Source organism: Chryseobacterium sp. Bi04 (assembly GCF_918698085.1).
GTDB lineage: Bacteria > Bacteroidota > Bacteroidia > Flavobacteriales > Weeksellaceae > Chryseobacterium.
Genome location: NZ_CAKKLP010000001.1, coordinates 229,375 through 246,858, shown reverse-complemented (window position 1 = coordinate 246,858; position 17,484 = coordinate 229,375). Strand labels below are relative to the sequence as shown.

The following is a 17,484-nucleotide window of genomic DNA, read 5'->3' as shown; positions in this document are numbered from 1 at the left end:
CAGAAAATTCAAATAGGTATACTTTTTGCAATGGTAAAAGCAATAAATCAAAGAAAATATGAAAAAAGAAGTTGGAGTTTTACTGGCAGGGGGAGTTGGTCTTTTGGCAGTATTAAGCTTTATAAGCATTAAAAAAATATTAACGAAGAAAGATAAAAAATATAGTGATAGTTATTCAGATTATCACAGACACTTTGATGAAAAAAACCAGGATGATGAAAATCATGGAGTAGAATTATTCGCGCTGAAGTAGTAAAATAATATATTTAATTATGTTTAAATCCAACGCTTTTGAAAGTGTTGGATTTTCTTTGTGGAAAACTTTAGTGTTAAAACTCATTATTTTATGTCAATTCCATTTTAATTTTACATCAGAATGCAAAACGAAAATTTCAAAAAAGGTCAGGGCGCGCAGCGAAACGTTATCAACCGTTTCGACAGGTATACCTATGAGCCTGAAGATGAAGATTTCGAGGCAGTGAAGACTTCTTTTACTGAAGTTTTTCCCAAAACTATTGTGAATCAGGTTAAAAGCGAGGATCTTCCGATGGAATATTCCATGAATCCTTATCAGGGTTGTGAGCATGGCTGTTCTTACTGTTTTGCAAGACCTACCCACGAGTATTGGGGATACAGTGCCGGGATTGATTTTGAAAGAAAAATCATGGTAAAAAAGAATGCTCCGGACCTGCTGGAGAAATTTTTCCAAAAAAGAGGATACAAAGCTGCTCCGATTCTGCTTTCCGGAAATACAGATTGTTACCAGCCTGCTGAAAGGCAATTTGAAATTACCCGGAAACTGCTGCAAATTTGTCTTGACTACAGACATCCTGTCAATATCCTTACAAAAAATGCATTGGTATTGAGGGATCTGGATATTTTAGAGCCCATGGCAGAACAGAATCTGGTATCTGTGTCATTAAGTATTCCGACTATCAATGAAGATCTTAGGCGAAAAATGGAGCCCAGAACGAGCTCTGCCCCTAATAAACTGAAAGCGATAGAAGTTCTTTCTGAACATAAAATTCCGGTACATATAATGGTAGCACCTATTATTCCCGGATTAAACAGTGACGAACCTTTATCTATATTGAAATCGATTTCTGATGCCGGGGCATTGGGATTCGGATATACTTTGGTACGTTTAAATGATACGGTAGAACCGGTTTTTGTCAACTGGATTGAAGCACATTTTCCGGACAGAGCTCAAAAGGTTTTGAATTTGATCCGTTCTATGCGTGGGGGGAAGCTGGGAGATAAAAGATATTTTGAAAGGCAGCGGGGAGAAGGAAATATTGCTGAAATGATTCATAATACCTTTAAAATTGGCCGGAAAAAGTTTTTTGATGGAAAAAAGGAGTTTCCAAAACTCTCTACAGCAAACTTTACCGGAAGCAGAGATCAGCAATTACGGCTGTTTGATTAATTTTAAATTGATTTTAATGGAAATAAAAAACCGCCCAAATTAAGAACGGTTTTTGTAAGGTACAGGTTGTTGCTAATAGATAACAGGTTGTTCACCATCCGGACAGATAAACTCTGCCCTGCACAATTCCTTATACGTTATTCCGTCGCTACATACATAGAAGCAGTCTCCGGGAAAAGGATAGCTTATTCCTCCAGAAATACTTTTCAGTTTCTCTTTACTCAGTTTTTTTAAATTTTTCATATTATTTTAGTTTGATGTTAGCCTAAAGATAATCAAAATACTTATAAATCAGCCATGATGGAATTATTTTTTTTTATTGCAAAAATTTTGTTAAGGATTTGATTCATAGTATTATAAGAAAGGTGTGGAAATTAAAAACCACTCGGGAAAGAGTGGTTTCAGTTTCTAATTATGTTTGAACTTCAATTTTACATTGAGTCGTCCGGACATTTGAAATCATCACTGCAGCCTGCACAGATGACAGTACCATTACAGTAATACATACAAAATTCAGGCTCCGGAAGTTTGATTCCTGCTCCGGAAATACTTTTCAGCTGGTCTTTTCTTAGTTTTTTTAAATTTTTCATACTGTTTTAATTAAAAATTTGATAGTAATGTAAATTTATACAAAATATTTTTAACTAATATCGATGTGGTATGTAAAAAAATAAAAAATAGTTGAAGGGCTTAAGCATGGCATTCTGTTTTCGTGAAAAGCAGGCAACCAGGAAGGGAAAATAGTTGGAGATCTATAGTATAGAAAAAAAATAGTCAATAATTAACCTGCTGTTATACAAAAAGATAACATTCAAAACAAATCAATTATTGACTATTATAGTATTATTTTTTAATCAAGCCCAGCTCGATCAGTCTTTCATGTAAAAATTCCCCTGCTGTTGTATCTTCATACAATTTTGGATTGTTTTCATCTACGCAGTTTTCAAGTGCATTTAAAGACATGGCACTTATAGGGTGCATAAAGAAAGGAATTGAATACCTTGAAGTACTCCATAATTCTCTTGGGGGGTTTACCACTCTGTGAATAGTAGACTTCAATTTGTTGTTGGTATGTCTTGAAAGCATATCTCCAACATTGATCATCAATTCATCCGGCTCTGCAATAGCATCAATCCATTCCCCGTTGTGGTTCTGAACCTGAAGACCTTTACCCTGTGCTCCCATTAAAAGAGTAATAAGGTTGATATCTCCGTGTGCTGCTGCTCTTACTGCATCATCCGGCTCTTCAGTGATCGGCGGATAATGGATAGGTCTTAAGATAGAATTTCCTTCTGCAATTTTATCATCAAAATAAAATTCATCCAGACCCAGGTGAATAGCTAAAGCTCTTAGCACATACTGGCCTGTTTTTTCAAGCATCTGGAATGCTTCTTTACCTACTTCATTGAATTTTGGAAGTTCTTCAACGATCACATTGTCAGGATACTCTTTTTTGTATTTTGAATCATCAGACAGGTATTGTCCGAAATGCCAAAACTCTTTTAAGTCTCCTCTTTTGAAACCTTTAGCCGTTTCTTTACCGAATCCAACATAGCCTCTTTGGCCACCAATTCCAGGAATCTCGTACTTGTGTTTCGTTTCCACTGGCTGTTCAAAAAAGTTTTTTACCTCTCCATACAATTCATCTACCAGGTTGTCATCAAGAAAGTGGCCTTTTAAGGCAACAAAACCAATTTCTTCATAAGCTTTTCCGATTTCATTTACAAATTTCTGTTTGCGTTCCGGGTTGTCCGAAAGGAAATCACGCAGGTCTACACTAGGTATTTTATCCATTTTTAGAAATTTACGAACAGCAAAATTACATTTTTTTTAAATTAAATGATTTTAAAATCATTTTTTATAAGTTAAATTTGCGGTATGAAAAAATATTCTTCTAAGAGAAGTATTCAGATACTTGCACATCTTCTTCAGCAGTATGGAATTTCAGATATTGTCATCTCGCCGGGATCACGAAATGCTCCCTTAGCGATTCACTTTTCAGAAGTGGATGGCTTCAACTGTTTCAGTATTGTAGATGAAAGGAGTGCAGCATTTGTAGCAATGGGGATGGCTAAAAGTGAGAGGAAACCGGTAGCAATTACCTGTACCAGCGGCTCTGCAGTAGTCAATTATTACCCGGCAGTTACAGAAGCTTTTTATCAGAATATTCCACTTTTGGTATTAACTGCTGACCGGCCAACGGATTTTATTGATATTTTCGATGGGCAGACGATCAGGCAGAAAGATGTTTTTCATCAGCATTCCTACGGTGATTTCCAGCTTTTGGAAGACAGTAAGGAAAATGCAGAAGATATTAATTTCGATATTATTAAAAAAGCTATCGAGCTTTGCTTTGAAAAGCAGGGCCCGGTGCATATCAATATACCTTTAGAAGAGCCTTTGTATGAACTGGTTTCAGAACTTCCGGCTTTTCCTTCTGTTGAAAAAACAATCAGACATAAAGAGTATGAAATTCCCTCCCATCTGATTGCCGGATGGCATACCTCGCAAAGAATTATGTTGTTGGTTGGGACACGAGATTACAGTCCTGAATTGGAAAACCAACTGTCTCAGTTGGTGAAAAACCATTCGGTAGTTGTTTTAAGTGAAGCCAATTCGAATTTGCATCATGAAAAATTCTTCAGACATATTGACCGGCTGATCTTTAATTTTACAGAAGAAGACTATAAGACCTATGCTCCGGACCTGTTGATTACTGTGGGGCAAAATGTAGTTTCTAAAAAAGTAAAACAATTTTTGAGAAGCGCACGTCCAAAACAGCATTGGCACCTGGATGAAGTGTGGCAGCCGGATACCTATTTCTCTCTGACAGAAAAAATTGAGGTTAAGCCTGAGGTTTTCTTCTCTAAACTTTTAAATTTCATTAATCTGGAGCCCAGACCTTACTTCAACCTATGGGATGTGCTGAGAGATAAAAAAGATGCAAAACATCAGCAGTTTTTAAATACTGTCGGATTTTCTGACTTTTACTTTTTCAATAAAGCTTCACAGTCGATTCCTGAGAACTATAATATTCATTTCAGTAACTCTTCAGCCATAAGATATGCTCAGCTGTTTGATTTTGGCAAAAGGAAAATGTTTTGCAACAGGGGAACCAGCGGAATTGACGGATCTACCTCTACAGCAATGGGTTTTGCAATCAAAAATGAGAATCCTACATTGTTGATTACCGGAGATTTAGGATTCTTCTATGATATCAATGGCCTGTGGAATCAATATATTCCACCGTTTGTAAGAATTATGATCTTTAATAACGGGGAAGGGAATATCTTTAAAATTATTCCAGGTCCGGGAAATGCCAATCCCAATACTTTGGATGAGTTTATTGCTACAAAGCACCGTAAAAATGCGGAACATTTAGCGAAACACTTTGGTTTCTCGTATATCAGAGTGGAAGATGAACTGACCTTAGACCGTGTATTGGAGAATTTCTTCAAACCGGATGCACAGCCAAAAATCCTGGAAGTAAATACCCACGGGAAAAACAGTGCAGATGTATTAAAGGACTATTTTAGTTTTCTTAAATAAAATTAAAGATCCAAGTATTCTTCATTTCCCGGCAGATTCATAATTCTGTCGATAGGATAAATAAACATATCATCGAAATCATTTAAAGCATTAATGATTTGAAAATGTGTGAATTGCTTTATGTTTTGTAGGGTAATTTCCGCTTCTTTGATTTTTTTGTGCTTTAAAAGATGTTGTCTCTGTACACCATTTAAAAGATAGGTATTTGGGGTAAACCATTCCTTACCTTTTAAAAATAAAAGATTGGAAAAAGAAGTATCGGTGATATGGTTGTTTTTAACGATAATGATTTCCTCAGCTTTAGACTTCATCTTCATTTTATCCAGCTCTTTCCGGTCCTCAAACTTAAAAGAATAATCAAAGCTGTTATTTTCTACCAGCTGAAAATCATGTATTTCAGGAATTGCATAGGGAATCATTTGAGTCCGGACCTTTTTATCCAGATCATAGGAAACTCTTAGCTTAAACAGGCCGTCTTCATCATGATGCAGATTTTTGTAAATTTTAACCAAATCAATAGGATCTTCTTTCCCAAAGTGAGAAAAAGTCTGATTGACACGTTTTTGATGTAAATCCGGCAGGAAAATTTCCTGATCTTCTATTTTAATGCTTTCAATGAATTGGGACATAAATTTTATTTTTCATTTCCTGATATTCGTCTTCTAATTTACTCATGTGTGTGATGCCTCCTCCGCTCTTGAAATAAAGTTGCTCGCCTTCTTTTTCAATAAAACGTATCATCACACAGCTGTCGACATTTTTGCCGTCAAACCAACCGCAGACTCCTGTATAATACCCTCTGTCATATCCTTCTGCTTCCAGTATGATTTCCAGGGTTTTGGGCTTTGGAGCTCCCAGAATTGATCCTGCAGGAAGTAATTTTTGCATTACACTTCCCAGCTTCCCGTTAAATTCAGGTTTTAATATACCTGAAATTTCAGAACTCATGGCGTACAGATCTTTTTGCTGAGTTTTAATAAAATCAATTTGCTGAAACTGATCTACTTTTACATCATCTGCTACCATGCTCAGATCATTCCGGAGAAGATCTACAACGGTATAGTGCTCTGCTTTTTCCTTTTTGTCATTCTTCAGAATTTCTGCTGCATTTTCCACTGAGGCATCAATAGTGCCTTTCATGGGATAAGTCAAAATTTTACCATCGATGATCCTGACAAAAGTTTCTGGAGAAAAAAATACAAAAAAATCTTTATAAAAAACTTTATACTTTGCATTTGAATGATAAAAAATTTCTTTTAGGCTTAAATTGGTCTGAATTTTAGTTTTTCTGGTATAATTTACCAAATAAGAATTTCCCAGATGAATATTTTTCTGAACTTTTTCAAAACCTAATTTAAAGCTTTCCAGCGTTTCCGGAAATGATTTCCATTCAATTTTTTCAAGTAATTCCTGGTTACTTTTTATGGTTGAAAAACTTTGAAAATCAATAAGTAAGCCTGATTTTTCTATTTCGTCTTCTTTGTATATTTCGACATTCTCGGATAGGAAGTCGATAACGAAAAAGTAAGGAACCTTCTGAAGAGAAAGCTCATCCATTTCTAGAAATTTTTGATGATTCACTGAAAACATTCGGCAAAAATACTTATTGATGTTTACTTTTGCATAAAATTTTTATGATGCAGAATAAATATCCTCAGAAACCGGGACTAGATTTTATATTGAAGCAGGCTTTTTTTTATTGGAATAAAACGCTTTTATTCCAGCTGATGTTTTCGATCTTTTATTTTGGAATTTTCCTTTCGGTACTTTTTTTCTTTGATTCAAGATATGCTATTCTAAGCCAATATGCAGAGGCTGCACAATATGCAAAAGACGGAATGGAGGTGTATTCCGCACAGTTAGCGAAAATGATGTTCAATGATGGATTTCAAAAATTTTCCTGGGCTATTATAGGAACTACCATTTTTCTCTACCCCCTGAACCTTGGATTTTATCAGATATACAGAAAGCTGGATCTTAATGAAAAACCGGAGTTAAAGGATTTGCTTGTTGGATATAACGGGATTAATTTTTTCAAATATATAGGATATTATATATTCTGGGTTTTTGTATTTGCCTATACATTTCAGACCATTATTTTGGGTATCGTCTGGGTGCTGGTTACTCTGTTTGTGGCCCCGATAATGTTCTTTACTGATAAAAGAATTTTTGAAGCGATTTCTTTAAACTTTAAAGCACTGAGAATATATTTTCTTGAAATATTTGTTTGTGCTATAGTGGCTGTCTTTTTCAAATACATCGGTTTTGCGTTGTTTTTTGTAGGAGGTCTTTTTACTTTTCCTTTTTGGAATGCAATGATTTATTCTCTTTATAAAACAGCTTTTTCCGAACAAAAATAAATTTCAATAGGGTTTAGTGTGTTTTTTACCAAAATAAGTTAAATTTGGTAAAACCATTAAAATATTAAACTATGTCTGAATTTAACGAATTTGATCAACAGGGTTCTGTACCTAACAAAGATACAGGATCAATAATTTCACATGCATTTGACATGTATAAGGGTGTTTTCGGTTATGGAATTGTTGCCATGATAATTTATCTTATCGGAGGATACATTATACAAACACTTACAGGATTTAATTCTGCTTCCATGATGGAGGAAATAAGAGATTCAGGAGGTGACTTTAATTACTGGAATGCTCCCGGATTTCCGATGTATATGACATTCTCCGGTCTTTTTGGTATTTTATTAGCTCCTTTATATGTAGGATTAATCTACATTGTTAATAAATTCAATACGAAAAGTCAGATTGAGTTTTCGGATCTGTTTATAGGATATCGTCAGAATTTTGTAAATATATTGATCTACAGTATCCTTTCAGGGATTATTTCTTCTATTGCAGCAGCATTATGCTTTTTCCCACTTATTTTTGTGTATCCGTTTCTTTTATTAGGATATCCAATTCTATTATTTGAAAATGCTTCAGCCACTGAGGCTTTAGGAAAGTCTTTTAATATCGCAAAAGAAAACTATGCTGTTTTCTTATTGGTAACACTTTTAGGAGGTATTATTTCTATTGCGGGAATTATTCTTTGTGGAATTGGAATTATTTTGACTGCTCCATTTATGATGATTGTCATGTACTCTACCTACTGTGCATTCCTGGGAAAGCCGAGACAAATCATGTATAAGCAATAAAAACAGCAGTAATAAATGATGAATAAAGACAAACAAATAAGCGGTGTTGCTATAAAGCAGGTTTTTCTGCTTGTTATTATATTGGTATTGGCAGGGCTGATTTGTTTTAACCTGGCACTTTTTATACCTTCGGTATTGGGTGCTATCACAATTTATGTAGTATGCCGCAAGTATAATTTTTATTTACAGGAAGTTAAAAAATGGAAGCCCTGGTTGGCATCATTTGTTTTAATGTTGGCCAGTTTGGTGATTTTAATTTTGCCAATTTATTTTATAGCCGACCTTCTGATAGATAAAATAGGGAATGCACAGGCATATATGGCTAAGTTCAATGTATTTCTGGAAAAAATACATACTTATATCGATACTAAATTTGGGTTTGATATCCTTAGCAAAGAAAATATGGACAAAGTAAAAGGATCAGTAGGGAAAATCTCTACGGTTGCTGTAAGTGGAACTTTTAATACCCTTACGGTGATTATGTCCATGTACTTTATTCTTTATTTTATGCTTGAGAAGCCGAGGTTATTTGAGAAAATACTTACCTCATCAGCACCTTTAAAGAGAGCGAACGTTTCTTTGATTGGCGACAAGATGAGAAAGCTTATTATTGCCAATGCAATAGGAATTCCTGTTGTAGCCATCGGACAAGGAGTTGTAGCCTTAATTGGTTATTTTATTTTTGGTGCGCCAAGCCCTGTTTTGCTTTTTGCACTCACTGCCGCCGGGTCGATGATTCCTGTAGTAGGAGCAGCCATAGTGTATATTCCTGTTTGTATTTATATGATCGCCGTAGGAGATACCGGACAAGGGGTTGGATTGGCAGTTTACTGTATCGTTGTCGTTGGTTTAACGGATAATTTACTGCGGTTTACATTGCTGAAAAAACTGGAAAATATTCATCCTTTAAATACAGTATTTGGAATTATTATGGGAATGAATCTCTTCGGCTTTATGGGGCTTATTTTTGGGCCGATTCTGATTTCGCTTACCTTACTTTTGGTTCAGGTGTACAGAAATGAATTTTCGGATGAAGATGCCCCTCCGGATCTGGAAATACCTGATCAGGAAATAGGAGAGAATAAATTAATTTAATAAGTTAAAATTGGAAGGAGTAAATTCAGAAATACTAAAAGAAATCTGTGTGGTTAAAATGCCTTTCGGTAAATACGAGGGGACCACTTTAGCCGATCTTCCTATAAGCTATCTTGAATGGTTTAACCGGACAGGGATGCCTAAAGGAAAACTAGGGATGCAGCTTTCAACCGTTTATGAGATCAAGCTGAATGGATTGACGGATCTTTTGATTCCGATCAGAGCCGCGGTGAGAAATGGAAAATAATACTCGTAAATTGTAAGATAAACTTAAGGCGGCATCGAAGATGCCGCCTTAAGTTTTTATATTTATTCTCTATTAACTCAGATTGTTAACTTTTCAAAGCTGCAATTTCATCCCTTAATTTGGCTGCTTTTATAAAGTCAAGATTCTTAGCTGCTGCTTCCATTTCTTTTTGTTTTTGCGTGATCATTTTCTCTATATCTTCCCCGGCATAGCTGGCTTTTACTTCAGCTACTTTCTGCAGGATTTCTTTCTGGGTATATTTTTCGTCCGGGAAGTCTTTGCTCCTTCCTACAAGGTTTTCAGATATTTTTTTGTTTAAGGCTGTTGGTTTAAGACCGTGTTCATCATTGTACTGCATTTGTTTTGCACGGCGGTATTCGGTTTCATCTAAAGTGGCCTGCATAGATTTGGTGATTTTATCAGCGTACATAATGGCCTTTCCATTAATATTTCTTGCAGCACGCCCAACGGTTTGTATCATTGATCTTCGGCTTCTCAGCATTCCTTCTTTATCGGCATCAAGAATAGCTACCAATGAAACTTCGGGTAAATCTAAACCTTCTCTTAATAAATTAACACCAATCAAAACATCAAAAAGACCTAAACGCAGATCCTGCATGATCTGAATACGCTCCAGGGTTTCAACATCAGAGTGGATATATCGTGTTCTGATTCCGAATTTTACAAAGTATTTGGTAAGTTCCTCAGCCATTTTTTTGGTGAGAGTAGTCACCAGTACCCTTTCATCAGCGTCAGCTCTTTTCCGGATTTCCTCCATTAAGTCGTCGATTTGGTTGAGGCTGGGTCTTACTTCGATAATAGGATCAAGAAGCCCGGTAGGACGGATGATCTGTTCAATATAGGCTCCTCCTGTTTTTTCTAATTCATAGTCTGCAGGAGTTGCAGAAACATAAATTACCTGATTCTGTATCGCTTCAAATTCCTCAAATTTCAACGGCCTGTTATCCATTGCTGCAGGTAACCTGAAGCCATATTCTACTAATGCTTCTTTTCTGCTACGGTCACCCCCGTACATAGCATGAACTTGTGGTACGGTAACGTGGCTTTCATCAATAACCATTAAAAAGTCTTTCGGAAAATAATCAATCAGGCAGAAAGGTCTCGTGCCCGGAAGCCTGCCATCCAGATATCTTGAGTAATTTTCGATTCCCGAACAATAGCCAAGTTCTTTAATCATTTCAAGATCCAGCTCTGTTCTTTCCTGAAGTCTCTTAGCTTCTAAAGGTTTTCCAATGGAACTGAAAAAGTCTACCTGCTTTACCATATCATCCTGAATATCCTTGATGGCTCCATTCAGTGTTTCTTTAGAAGTAACAAAAAGATTGGCAGGATAGATCTGAATCTGCTCAAAGTTGGAATCTACATTTCCGGTTACAGGATCAAAACTTTGGATTTTTTCAATTTCATCTCCAAAAAACTGTATCCTGAGTGCATTGTCGGCATAAGCAGGAAAAACATCTATAACATCACCCTTTACCCGGAATGTTCCCCTTTGAAATTCATTTAAGGTTCTGGCATATAGCGCGCTCACCAAAGAATGTAAAAGGGCCGTTCGGGTTACTTTTTCACCAATTGCAATGGAAATTAATGACTTGTGGAATTCCGTGGGGTTTCCAATACCGTAAATACAGGAAACCGATGCTACAATTAAAACATCCCTTCTTCCCGAAAGCAGACTGGCCGTGGCAGAAAGACGTAATTTTTCAACTTCCTCATTAATACTCAGGTCTTTTTCAATATATGTTCCGGTGGTCGCAATATAGGCTTCCGGCTGATAGTAGTCGTAGTAGCTGACAAAATATTCAACAGCATTTTCGGGAAAGAATTCTTTAAATTCCATGAAAAGCTGAGCTGCCAACGTTTTGTTATGAGCTAGTACTAAAGTGGGTCTTTGTACGTTTTGTACCAGATTGGCTACTGTAAAGGTCTTTCCTGAACCTGTTACCCCGAGAAGAGTTTGGTATTTCTCGCCGATATTGATTCCCTCAGTAAGTTTTTCAATAGCCTGTGGCTGGTCTCCGGTAGGTTTATATTCTGATTGAAGCTTAAAATCCATAGAAAAGAATGTATACAACAAAAATACGAAAGAAATTATTAGACAGTATAAAGTTTTGAAGACGAATATCCTGATTGTGAAATTTTAACTTATTGATGATCTTTCGTTTCTTTCTTATTTGTGGAGCTGCTGCTTTTGAGTTTTCTGATCATTTGTGTGCCTTATGATTTCCGAAAAAAAAGCGCTATATATTTAGCGCTTGTATGTTATGGTTTTTAAAAAGAGAGTGCGGCGGGGAGTTTCACTACTGCTGCTATAGCCTTTCCATTTTGAGTGCCGGGCGTCCATGTTACTTCATTACCTAAGGCCGTGAGGGTTTTAAGAAGCTCACTGTTAAATATTTCATTGTCACCTGACGTGGTTACTTTGGTTGTTTTTCCATTTTCATCAATGTAAATATAGGCAACTGACTTAATGACTCCTTTGAAAGCTTTCATTTTGCTTACATCCATGGTGTTGGCAATTTTTGAGCGAAGGGCCTGACTTCCACCAGGATATTGTGGCTCAATAGTATGATCATTGGAATTTAAAGTTTTCTCGGTTAGTGTGTTTTTACCCTCATTGGCTTCTGTTATTGTTTTCTTTTTAGGAGATAGTGTGTCTGTTGTGGTTTTGAAATTTTCCTTCAGACGTAATGTTACCGGAATCTGTTCCTCATTTTTAATACTTTTCTCAGAAGAATATATTACTTTAGTTATCTGTTGTGGCTGCACTTTTTTTGATGGCTGTAGCGGTTGTGTTTCTGTATTTGCCTGGATGGGATTATTGGCATAGGTTTTCGAAGCAAATACCATAAAGGCAGCGATAAAAACAGGTACACTTGCAGCCTTTTTTAAGACAATAAATTTTGATTTTTTGGTGGTCATCATAATAAAACGTTTTTTGGTGTTGTTAAAATTAAATGAGTGGGTCAGTGTTGGATTTTGGCTGTTGATAATTTCGTCTAAAATTAAAGACTGATAACTTTTAACATTAAAATTATTCTTTAAAACGGCCTCGTCCGCGAGAAATTCATGATTGGTAACCATGGCTTTTTTGTATAGAAAAAGAACAGGATTAAACCATGTGAAGATTTTTAATACTTCTATGAATGCAATATCAATACTGTGTTTCTGGTCAATATGACTCTTTTCGTGCAAAAAGATCCTTGAATCAATGACATTGTTGGTAATATAATTTTTTCCCAAATAAATCGTATTCCAGAAGCTAAATGGAGAAATTCTTTTTTCTGTTGATATAATATGGTAATTCAGATAGATGATTCTTTCACCTTCTATTTTCTTTATCGTCCGGATAGCCAGAATGCTTTTGACCAGTAGAAAAATACTGATAGCTGCATAAAGAATCCACATCATATTCATCCAGTCAAAAGAGCTTTGTCCGGAAGGTGTCATGATCATCTGCTGTGCCGTTTCTTCAATAGTCAGCTGAGCAGTTTTTTCTGGTTTTTGAAAGGAGGTTGTAATTGAAACAAAAGGTACCGTATAAGAAAATACAAGGGAGAACAGTAAATAGAACCTGTTAAATCCATACATTTTCTCTTTTTCCAAAAACAAGTGGTATATCGCGATCAATAGTGAAGAGCAGATCATTATTTTTAGAACAATAGCAACCATTTTTTTAGTCTTTTATCTGTTGATCTATTATTTCACGAAGTTCTTTCAGCTGTTTTTGACTCAGTTTGGCATTAGAAGTAAAAAAAGAGGCAAACTGTGTCACCGAGCTGTTGAAAAAACGGTCAATCATGGAAGTCATTTCTTCCTTGAAATATTCCCCTTTCTCTACCTTTGGATAGTATTCGCGGGAATTTCCATACAATGTATATCCTACCAGATCTTTATTCTGCATTCTTTTCAGCAGTGTGGCGACCGTAGTTGCGGCCGGTTTTGGCTCAGGATAAGAATCTAAAATTTCTTTCATGAAAATTTTCTTTTTTTCCCAAAGAATTTCCATAAGAGCTTTTTCTGAATCAGTTAGTTTTATTTCTTTCATTCTACAATATCGCAATTAGTTCTACAAATGTAGAATAAAAGTTTTACTATGCAAATTTTATGGCATTATTTTTCCATTCATTTTAATACCTAATCCATAATGCTATGAATATCAATCAATTTTACATCCCATTATTGAGTGTTTTCTTTGTTTTGTCTTCGTGTAAGAAAGCTCATGTGAATGCTCAGCAGGTGGGAGCAGATGGCAGTGTAGAAACAGAATCCCCCAATTCTGACTATAAGCCTGCATTTAAAGGACAGACAAGAATTAAAGCTGTAAAGACAGTAACTCCCTATCAAGCAGAGGTTATCAACAAAGATCTCGGAAAACCATGGGGTATTATTAATCTGCCGGACGGGAGATTTCTTATTACGGATAAAAGAGGACATATGAATCTTGTATCCCAGGATGGAAAGCAGGTTTCTAAGATAGAAGGGTTTCCGAATGTAGATTCAAAAGGGCAGGGAGGCATGCTGGATGTTGCACTTGACCCGGATTTTAAAACCAATACTATCATTTACTTCAGTTTTTCGGAACCTTTCGGAAAGGGAAATCTTACTTCTGTAGCAAAAGGCAGGCTGTCTGGGGATTTTAAGACTATTTCAGATGTTAAGGTGATTTTCAGAGCAGAACCATCCTATGATGGTGACAAGCATTATGGAAGCAGGCTGGCATTTGATAAAGATGGATTTTTATTTGTAAGTACAGGAGAAAGATCAGATAAGGTAACAAGGGTCTTCGCTCAAAAAACAGATAATTATTTAGGTAAAATACTAAAAATCACAAAAGACGGAAAGCCTGCTCCCGGCAACCCTTTTATCGGCAAACAGGGATATAAACCTGAAATTTATGCCTATGGTATCCGAAATCCGCAGGGAATGGCTATTGATCCGAACGGAACACTTTGGGATGTGGAAATGGGCCCACGCGGTGGAGATGAAATTAATCTTATACAGCCCGGCAAGAACTACGGATGGGGAGATGTAACCTATGGAATTGAGTATTCCGGGCAAAAAGTAGGTGAAGGAATTACACAAAGAGAAGATACAGAGCAGCCTGTTTATTATTGGGATCCTGTGATCTCTCCCAGTGGAATCACCTTTTATACAGGAAATGTTGACGAATGGAAAGGAAACTTATTTATAGGATGTCTGAGTGGAGAACACATCAACAGAATTGTAATGAAAGATAATAAAGTGGTAGGTGAAGAACGCCTTCTGGCAGATCAAAAAGAACGGTTCAGGGATGTTTTAAACGGAATGGATGGTAATCTGTACGCAGTGACAGACAGTGGAAAGCTCTATAAAATTTCAAAAAAATAAACCACAACTCCTGAACTCATTTCAGGAGTTGTTGGTTGTAAGAATCAAAAGAGGAAAATTATGAGGGCTTATTCCATTTAAGTTTCATTAAAACTTAAAGTTTAGTCGGGCAAAAACCTGTCTTCCTCCAAACCCCATTTGTACAGGATCAAAAATACCTCCGGATTCTGTATTTCCATCTACATGTGCTGTCTGCAAAGTTGGATAGCGGTTAAATAAATTTTTGCTTCCGATTGTAATGTTGAAATTTTTAGAGAGTTCATAGCCAAAAGAAATGTCGGTTGTCACTTTTGCACCATAAGACTGATTGTCATCTGCGCCGTTATAACCAATCAGTTTTACTTTGTCAAATCTTACAAGTTGGACATTAGCATTGAACTTACTGATCTTATAATTTAAATTCAGATTTATTTTCGTTTTAGGAGCAGAAGCCAAAATAAAAGCTCTTTCTCTAGGGCTTAAATAGGTTTCTTCTTTTCCCTTCAGTTTTTCCGAAGTATTTACTTTGGTAATTTCCATTTCATTATAATTTCCAGCTAATGTTACAGAAAGTTTTCCTGAACCAATATTTTCAGTATAATTTAAGATAATATCAATACCTTTTGTTCTTGTGTCTATCGCATTGGTGAAAAACTGTGCCTGGTCAATATGATTATCAATTAGAATTCCACCTATAGCATCATCATCCTGATTAAAGTTTCCAGTCAGGACAATCCTATCTTTTACCTTAATATAATAACCATCTACTGTTGCTGTAAATTTTCCGGTATTAAAAGTAAACCCGGCACTTCCATTTAATGAAGTTTCCTGTTTCAATTGTGGAATTCCCACGGTTTTTGCAAGATCACTGTCATTAGATGCCAGCTGGATTGTGACCAAATTCCCCCCTTGGAAATTTGTAAACTGTAGGCTATAATATTTTTGTGCTAAAGACGGTGCTCTAAATCCCGTGGAAACAGATCCTCTAAGTGCAAGTTGAGGAGTAATAGCGTATCGTGTAGCGAATTTACCATTCAGGGTACTTCCAAAATCATTGTAATTTTCAAATCTTCCGGCAACACTTATCATCCAGTTTTTGGTAATATCCAATTCAGTGTCTATATAAGCGGCAAAATTATTTCTGTTTTTATTGACCTCTTGTGAATAGCCTGGAAATCCTTGTGAGCCTCCGGGTCTAATATTATTTGTAATGGGGTTCTTTACTAATAAGTTATCAGGTGTACTTGAGTTAACAATATTTCCATTGATATCATACATAGTATAAGATGCTTCTTCGCCTTTAATGATTTCAAATTTTTCATATCTGAACTCGGATCCAAAAGCAATATTTAATCCCTGTAATACTTTAAATTGTTTAGAAGCATTAAACCCTGTCGTATTTTGTAGAAGAGAATGCCCCCCTGCGTTAAAACTTGTTGGTGATTTTATTCCTAACGTAGCATTGATTGTGTTATCGATCTGATAGGTAAATCTATTGCTTCCAAATGCGTTGTAAAAATCTATATCCCAATCTGCAACTTTGAATTTTAATCCATTGTCAAACGTGAAATCTGTAATAGAGGTGTTTTCTATAGGATTAAAGCCGTTTGGATACACATCGGGGATGTTTCCATCAGCCTTTGCAGATCTTGTCCACGCGTATGCGTTGGTCTTTCGGTAAGAAAATCCCTGACGGGAATAGAAGTTTAGTCCGTCAGATAGTGGTAACTCTATATTTCCGAAGAAATAAATATTTTGAGATTTTGCGTCTCCAAATTTTTCTCTTGGAGATGAATATCTCTCCGGATTTGCATTTCGTATGGTGCGATCTTTATTAATAAATTCAGCAGTAAAGTTTCCAAAACCTCCTTTGTTCCCAATTTTTGTTCCCAGATTTCCGCTAAAATCAAGGGTTGTACCATCAATTTTATCATCGGATACTACATCATTACTTCCGGGACTTTTAAAAAGATTCATCCCATAAAAAGCGTTCCCTTCAAAACCTTTATCACGGTCATTAAGGATGACATTGATCACCCCGGCAATGGCATCTGAACCATATTGTGCCGAAGCGCCGTCACGAAGGACTTCAATTCTTTTGATGGCACCAATGGGGATGGTATTCATATCAGATCCTGTATTTCCCCTTCCTTTGGTTCCGAAAAGGTTGATTAACGACGATTGATGGTATCTTTTTCCATTGAGTAATAGCAAGGTTTGATCAGGGCCTAAGCCTCTCAATGTGGCCGGATCTACCGCATCAGCGCCATCTGATCCGGATTGTTTATTGGAATTAAAAGAAGGTGCCGCAAACTGCAGCAGCTGGTTGACTTCTACCTGCCCTGTTGCCTGGCTTACCTGCTTAATGTCAATGACGTCTATAGGAACAGGTGTATTAATGACCGTTCTTTTTTTATTCCGGCTTCCCGTAATGGCAACTTCCTCTATTTTTGACTCCTTGGCAATAGTATCTTGTATTTGCTGAGCATAGGATAATGAAGAAGCACTAAGAAAAATGACGCTGATGTATTTTATTTTCATATTTGAGACTTTGGTTGATGATTGTCTCAAAATTATTAATTTTTATTTTTAAATCAGTATTAAAATTAATTATTTGTTATGGATATTTTAAATTTA

17 protein-coding genes are annotated in these 17,484 nt (G+C 36.1%); 8 read left to right on the top strand and 9 right to left on the bottom strand.

Going from position 1 to position 17,484, the window contains the following annotated elements; all coding sequences use genetic code 11:
- Window positions 1–58 precede the first annotated feature (58 nt).
- The gene (locus tag LQV47_RS01135; protein ID WP_230032863.1) at window positions 59–253 is read left to right on the top strand and encodes a hypothetical protein; all 195 of its coding nucleotides are present in this window, start codon (window positions 59–61) and stop codon (window positions 251–253) included.
- Between the two features lie 123 nt (window positions 254–376).
- Window positions 377–1,426 carry a PA0069 family radical SAM protein gene (locus tag LQV47_RS01130; protein ID WP_230032861.1) on the top strand — a complete coding sequence of 350 codons (1,050 nt, stop codon included), beginning with the start codon at window positions 377–379 and terminating at the stop codon, window positions 1,424–1,426.
- Window positions 1,427–1,498: 72 nt separating this feature from the next.
- Here LQV47_RS01130 and LQV47_RS01125 read toward each other — a convergent pair whose 3' ends face one another.
- From LQV47_RS01125 to LQV47_RS01115, 3 genes are all read right to left on the bottom strand, one after another.
- Window positions 1,499–1,669: a bacteriocin gene (locus LQV47_RS01125; protein WP_230032859.1), complete on the bottom strand. Its 171-nt coding sequence runs from the start codon at window positions 1,667–1,669 to the stop codon at window positions 1,499–1,501.
- A 188-nt stretch (window positions 1,670–1,857) separates the two neighbouring features.
- Window positions 1,858–2,016, bottom strand: a complete 159-nt coding sequence (locus LQV47_RS01120; RefSeq protein WP_230032857.1) for a hypothetical protein — start codon at window positions 2,014–2,016, stop codon at window positions 1,858–1,860.
- A gap of 253 nt (window positions 2,017–2,269) precedes the next feature.
- Window positions 2,270–3,220, bottom strand: a complete 951-nt coding sequence (locus LQV47_RS01115) for a 2-oxoglutarate and iron-dependent oxygenase domain-containing protein (protein ID WP_230032856.1) — start codon at window positions 3,218–3,220, stop codon at window positions 2,270–2,272.
- An 84-nt stretch (window positions 3,221–3,304) separates the two neighbouring features.
- On the opposite strand from LQV47_RS01115, the gene menD reads away from it, so the two are divergent.
- The gene (menD, locus tag LQV47_RS01110) at window positions 3,305–4,975 is read left to right on the top strand and encodes a 2-succinyl-5-enolpyruvyl-6-hydroxy-3-cyclohexene-1-carboxylic-acid synthase (RefSeq protein WP_230032854.1); all 1,671 of its coding nucleotides are present in this window, start codon (window positions 3,305–3,307) and stop codon (window positions 4,973–4,975) included.
- 2 nt (window positions 4,976–4,977) lie between these two features.
- On the opposite strand, the gene LQV47_RS01105 is transcribed toward menD, so the two are convergent.
- Together LQV47_RS01105 and LQV47_RS01100 are read right to left on the bottom strand one after the other, a co-directional pair.
- On the bottom strand, window positions 4,978–5,604 hold the full coding sequence (locus tag LQV47_RS01105; RefSeq protein ID WP_230032846.1) for an aminotransferase class IV: 627 nt from the start codon (window positions 5,602–5,604) through the stop codon (window positions 4,978–4,980).
- Window positions 5,588–6,565: an aminodeoxychorismate synthase component I gene (locus tag LQV47_RS01100; protein WP_230032842.1), complete on the bottom strand. Its 978-nt coding sequence runs from the start codon at window positions 6,563–6,565 to the stop codon at window positions 5,588–5,590. The genes LQV47_RS01105 and LQV47_RS01100 overlap by 17 nt, the downstream gene beginning before the upstream one ends.
- Before the next feature lie 44 nt (window positions 6,566–6,609).
- On the opposite strand from LQV47_RS01100, the gene LQV47_RS01095 reads away from it, so the two are divergent.
- The 4 genes from LQV47_RS01095 to LQV47_RS01080 all read left to right on the top strand — a co-directional run bounded on the left by LQV47_RS01095 (window position 6,610) and on the right by LQV47_RS01080 (window position 9,477).
- Window positions 6,610–7,335 carry a hypothetical protein gene (locus LQV47_RS01095; protein ID WP_230032840.1) on the top strand — a complete coding sequence of 242 codons (726 nt, stop codon included), beginning with the start codon at window positions 6,610–6,612 and terminating at the stop codon, window positions 7,333–7,335.
- A gap of 71 nt (window positions 7,336–7,406) precedes the next feature.
- The gene (locus tag LQV47_RS01090) at window positions 7,407–8,135 is read left to right on the top strand and encodes a beta-carotene 15,15'-monooxygenase (RefSeq protein ID WP_230032838.1); all 729 of its coding nucleotides are present in this window, start codon (window positions 7,407–7,409) and stop codon (window positions 8,133–8,135) included.
- Window positions 8,136–8,150: 15 nt separating this feature from the next.
- Complete coding sequence (locus LQV47_RS01085) at window positions 8,151–9,230, top strand: AI-2E family transporter (RefSeq protein WP_230032837.1); 1,080 nt, start codon at window positions 8,151–8,153, stop codon at window positions 9,228–9,230.
- Between the two features lie 10 nt (window positions 9,231–9,240).
- Window positions 9,241–9,477, top strand: a complete 237-nt coding sequence (locus LQV47_RS01080; protein ID WP_257189586.1) for a DUF3820 family protein — start codon at window positions 9,241–9,243, stop codon at window positions 9,475–9,477.
- An 85-nt stretch (window positions 9,478–9,562) separates the two neighbouring features.
- On the opposite strand, the gene uvrB is transcribed toward LQV47_RS01080, so the two are convergent.
- From uvrB to LQV47_RS01065, 3 genes are all read right to left on the bottom strand, one after another.
- Window positions 9,563–11,554 (bottom strand): excinuclease ABC subunit UvrB, encoded by a 1,992-nt coding sequence (gene uvrB / locus LQV47_RS01075; RefSeq protein WP_230032836.1) that lies wholly within the window; start codon window positions 11,552–11,554, stop codon window positions 9,563–9,565.
- 215 nt (window positions 11,555–11,769) lie between these two features.
- Window positions 11,770–13,170 (bottom strand): M56 family metallopeptidase, encoded by a 1,401-nt coding sequence (locus tag LQV47_RS01070; RefSeq protein WP_230032834.1) that lies wholly within the window; start codon window positions 13,168–13,170, stop codon window positions 11,770–11,772.
- Between the two features lie 4 nt (window positions 13,171–13,174).
- Entirely contained in the window at window positions 13,175–13,546 is a 372-nt protein-coding gene (locus tag LQV47_RS01065; RefSeq protein ID WP_230032832.1) for a BlaI/MecI/CopY family transcriptional regulator, read from the bottom strand.
- Between the two features lie 104 nt (window positions 13,547–13,650).
- Here LQV47_RS01065 and LQV47_RS01060 point away from each other — a divergent pair, with 104 nt between their 5' ends.
- Complete coding sequence (locus LQV47_RS01060; protein ID WP_230032831.1) at window positions 13,651–14,868, top strand: PQQ-dependent sugar dehydrogenase; 1,218 nt, start codon at window positions 13,651–13,653, stop codon at window positions 14,866–14,868.
- An 87-nt stretch (window positions 14,869–14,955) separates the two neighbouring features.
- On the opposite strand, the gene LQV47_RS01055 is transcribed toward LQV47_RS01060, so the two are convergent.
- On the bottom strand, window positions 14,956–17,388 hold the full coding sequence (locus LQV47_RS01055) for a TonB-dependent receptor (protein ID WP_230032830.1): 2,433 nt from the start codon (window positions 17,386–17,388) through the stop codon (window positions 14,956–14,958).
- Between the last annotated feature and the right edge of the window lie 96 nt (window positions 17,389–17,484).

Coding starts and splice junctions, on each gene's coding strand:
- LQV47_RS01135 (WP_230032863.1), top strand. CDS start 59: ATGAAAAAAGAAGTTGGAGTTTTACTGGCAGGGGGAGTTGGTCTTTTG.
- LQV47_RS01130 (WP_230032861.1), top strand. CDS start 377: ATGCAAAACGAAAATTTCAAAAAAGGTCAGGGCGCGCAGCGAAACGTT.
- LQV47_RS01125 (WP_230032859.1), bottom strand. CDS start 1,669: ATGAAAAATTTAAAAAAACTGAGTAAAGAGAAACTGAAAAGTATTTCT.
- LQV47_RS01120 (WP_230032857.1), bottom strand. CDS start 2,016: ATGAAAAATTTAAAAAAACTAAGAAAAGACCAGCTGAAAAGTATTTCC.
- LQV47_RS01115 (WP_230032856.1), bottom strand. CDS start 3,220: ATGGATAAAATACCTAGTGTAGACCTGCGTGATTTCCTTTCGGACAAC.
- menD (WP_230032854.1), top strand. CDS start 3,305: ATGAAAAAATATTCTTCTAAGAGAAGTATTCAGATACTTGCACATCTT.
- LQV47_RS01105 (WP_230032846.1), bottom strand. CDS start 5,604: ATGTCCCAATTCATTGAAAGCATTAAAATAGAAGATCAGGAAATTTTC.
- LQV47_RS01100 (WP_230032842.1), bottom strand. CDS start 6,565: ATGTTTTCAGTGAATCATCAAAAATTTCTAGAAATGGATGAGCTTTCT.
- LQV47_RS01095 (WP_230032840.1), top strand. CDS start 6,610: ATGATGCAGAATAAATATCCTCAGAAACCGGGACTAGATTTTATATTG.
- LQV47_RS01090 (WP_230032838.1), top strand. CDS start 7,407: ATGTCTGAATTTAACGAATTTGATCAACAGGGTTCTGTACCTAACAAA.
- LQV47_RS01085 (WP_230032837.1), top strand. CDS start 8,151: ATGATGAATAAAGACAAACAAATAAGCGGTGTTGCTATAAAGCAGGTT.
- uvrB (WP_230032836.1), bottom strand. CDS start 11,554: ATGGATTTTAAGCTTCAATCAGAATATAAACCTACCGGAGACCAGCCA.
- LQV47_RS01070 (WP_230032834.1), bottom strand. CDS start 13,170: ATGGTTGCTATTGTTCTAAAAATAATGATCTGCTCTTCACTATTGATC.
- LQV47_RS01065 (WP_230032832.1), bottom strand. CDS start 13,546: ATGAAAGAAATAAAACTAACTGATTCAGAAAAAGCTCTTATGGAAATT.
- LQV47_RS01060 (WP_230032831.1), top strand. CDS start 13,651: ATGAATATCAATCAATTTTACATCCCATTATTGAGTGTTTTCTTTGTT.
- LQV47_RS01055 (WP_230032830.1), bottom strand. CDS start 17,388: ATGAAAATAAAATACATCAGCGTCATTTTTCTTAGTGCTTCTTCATTA.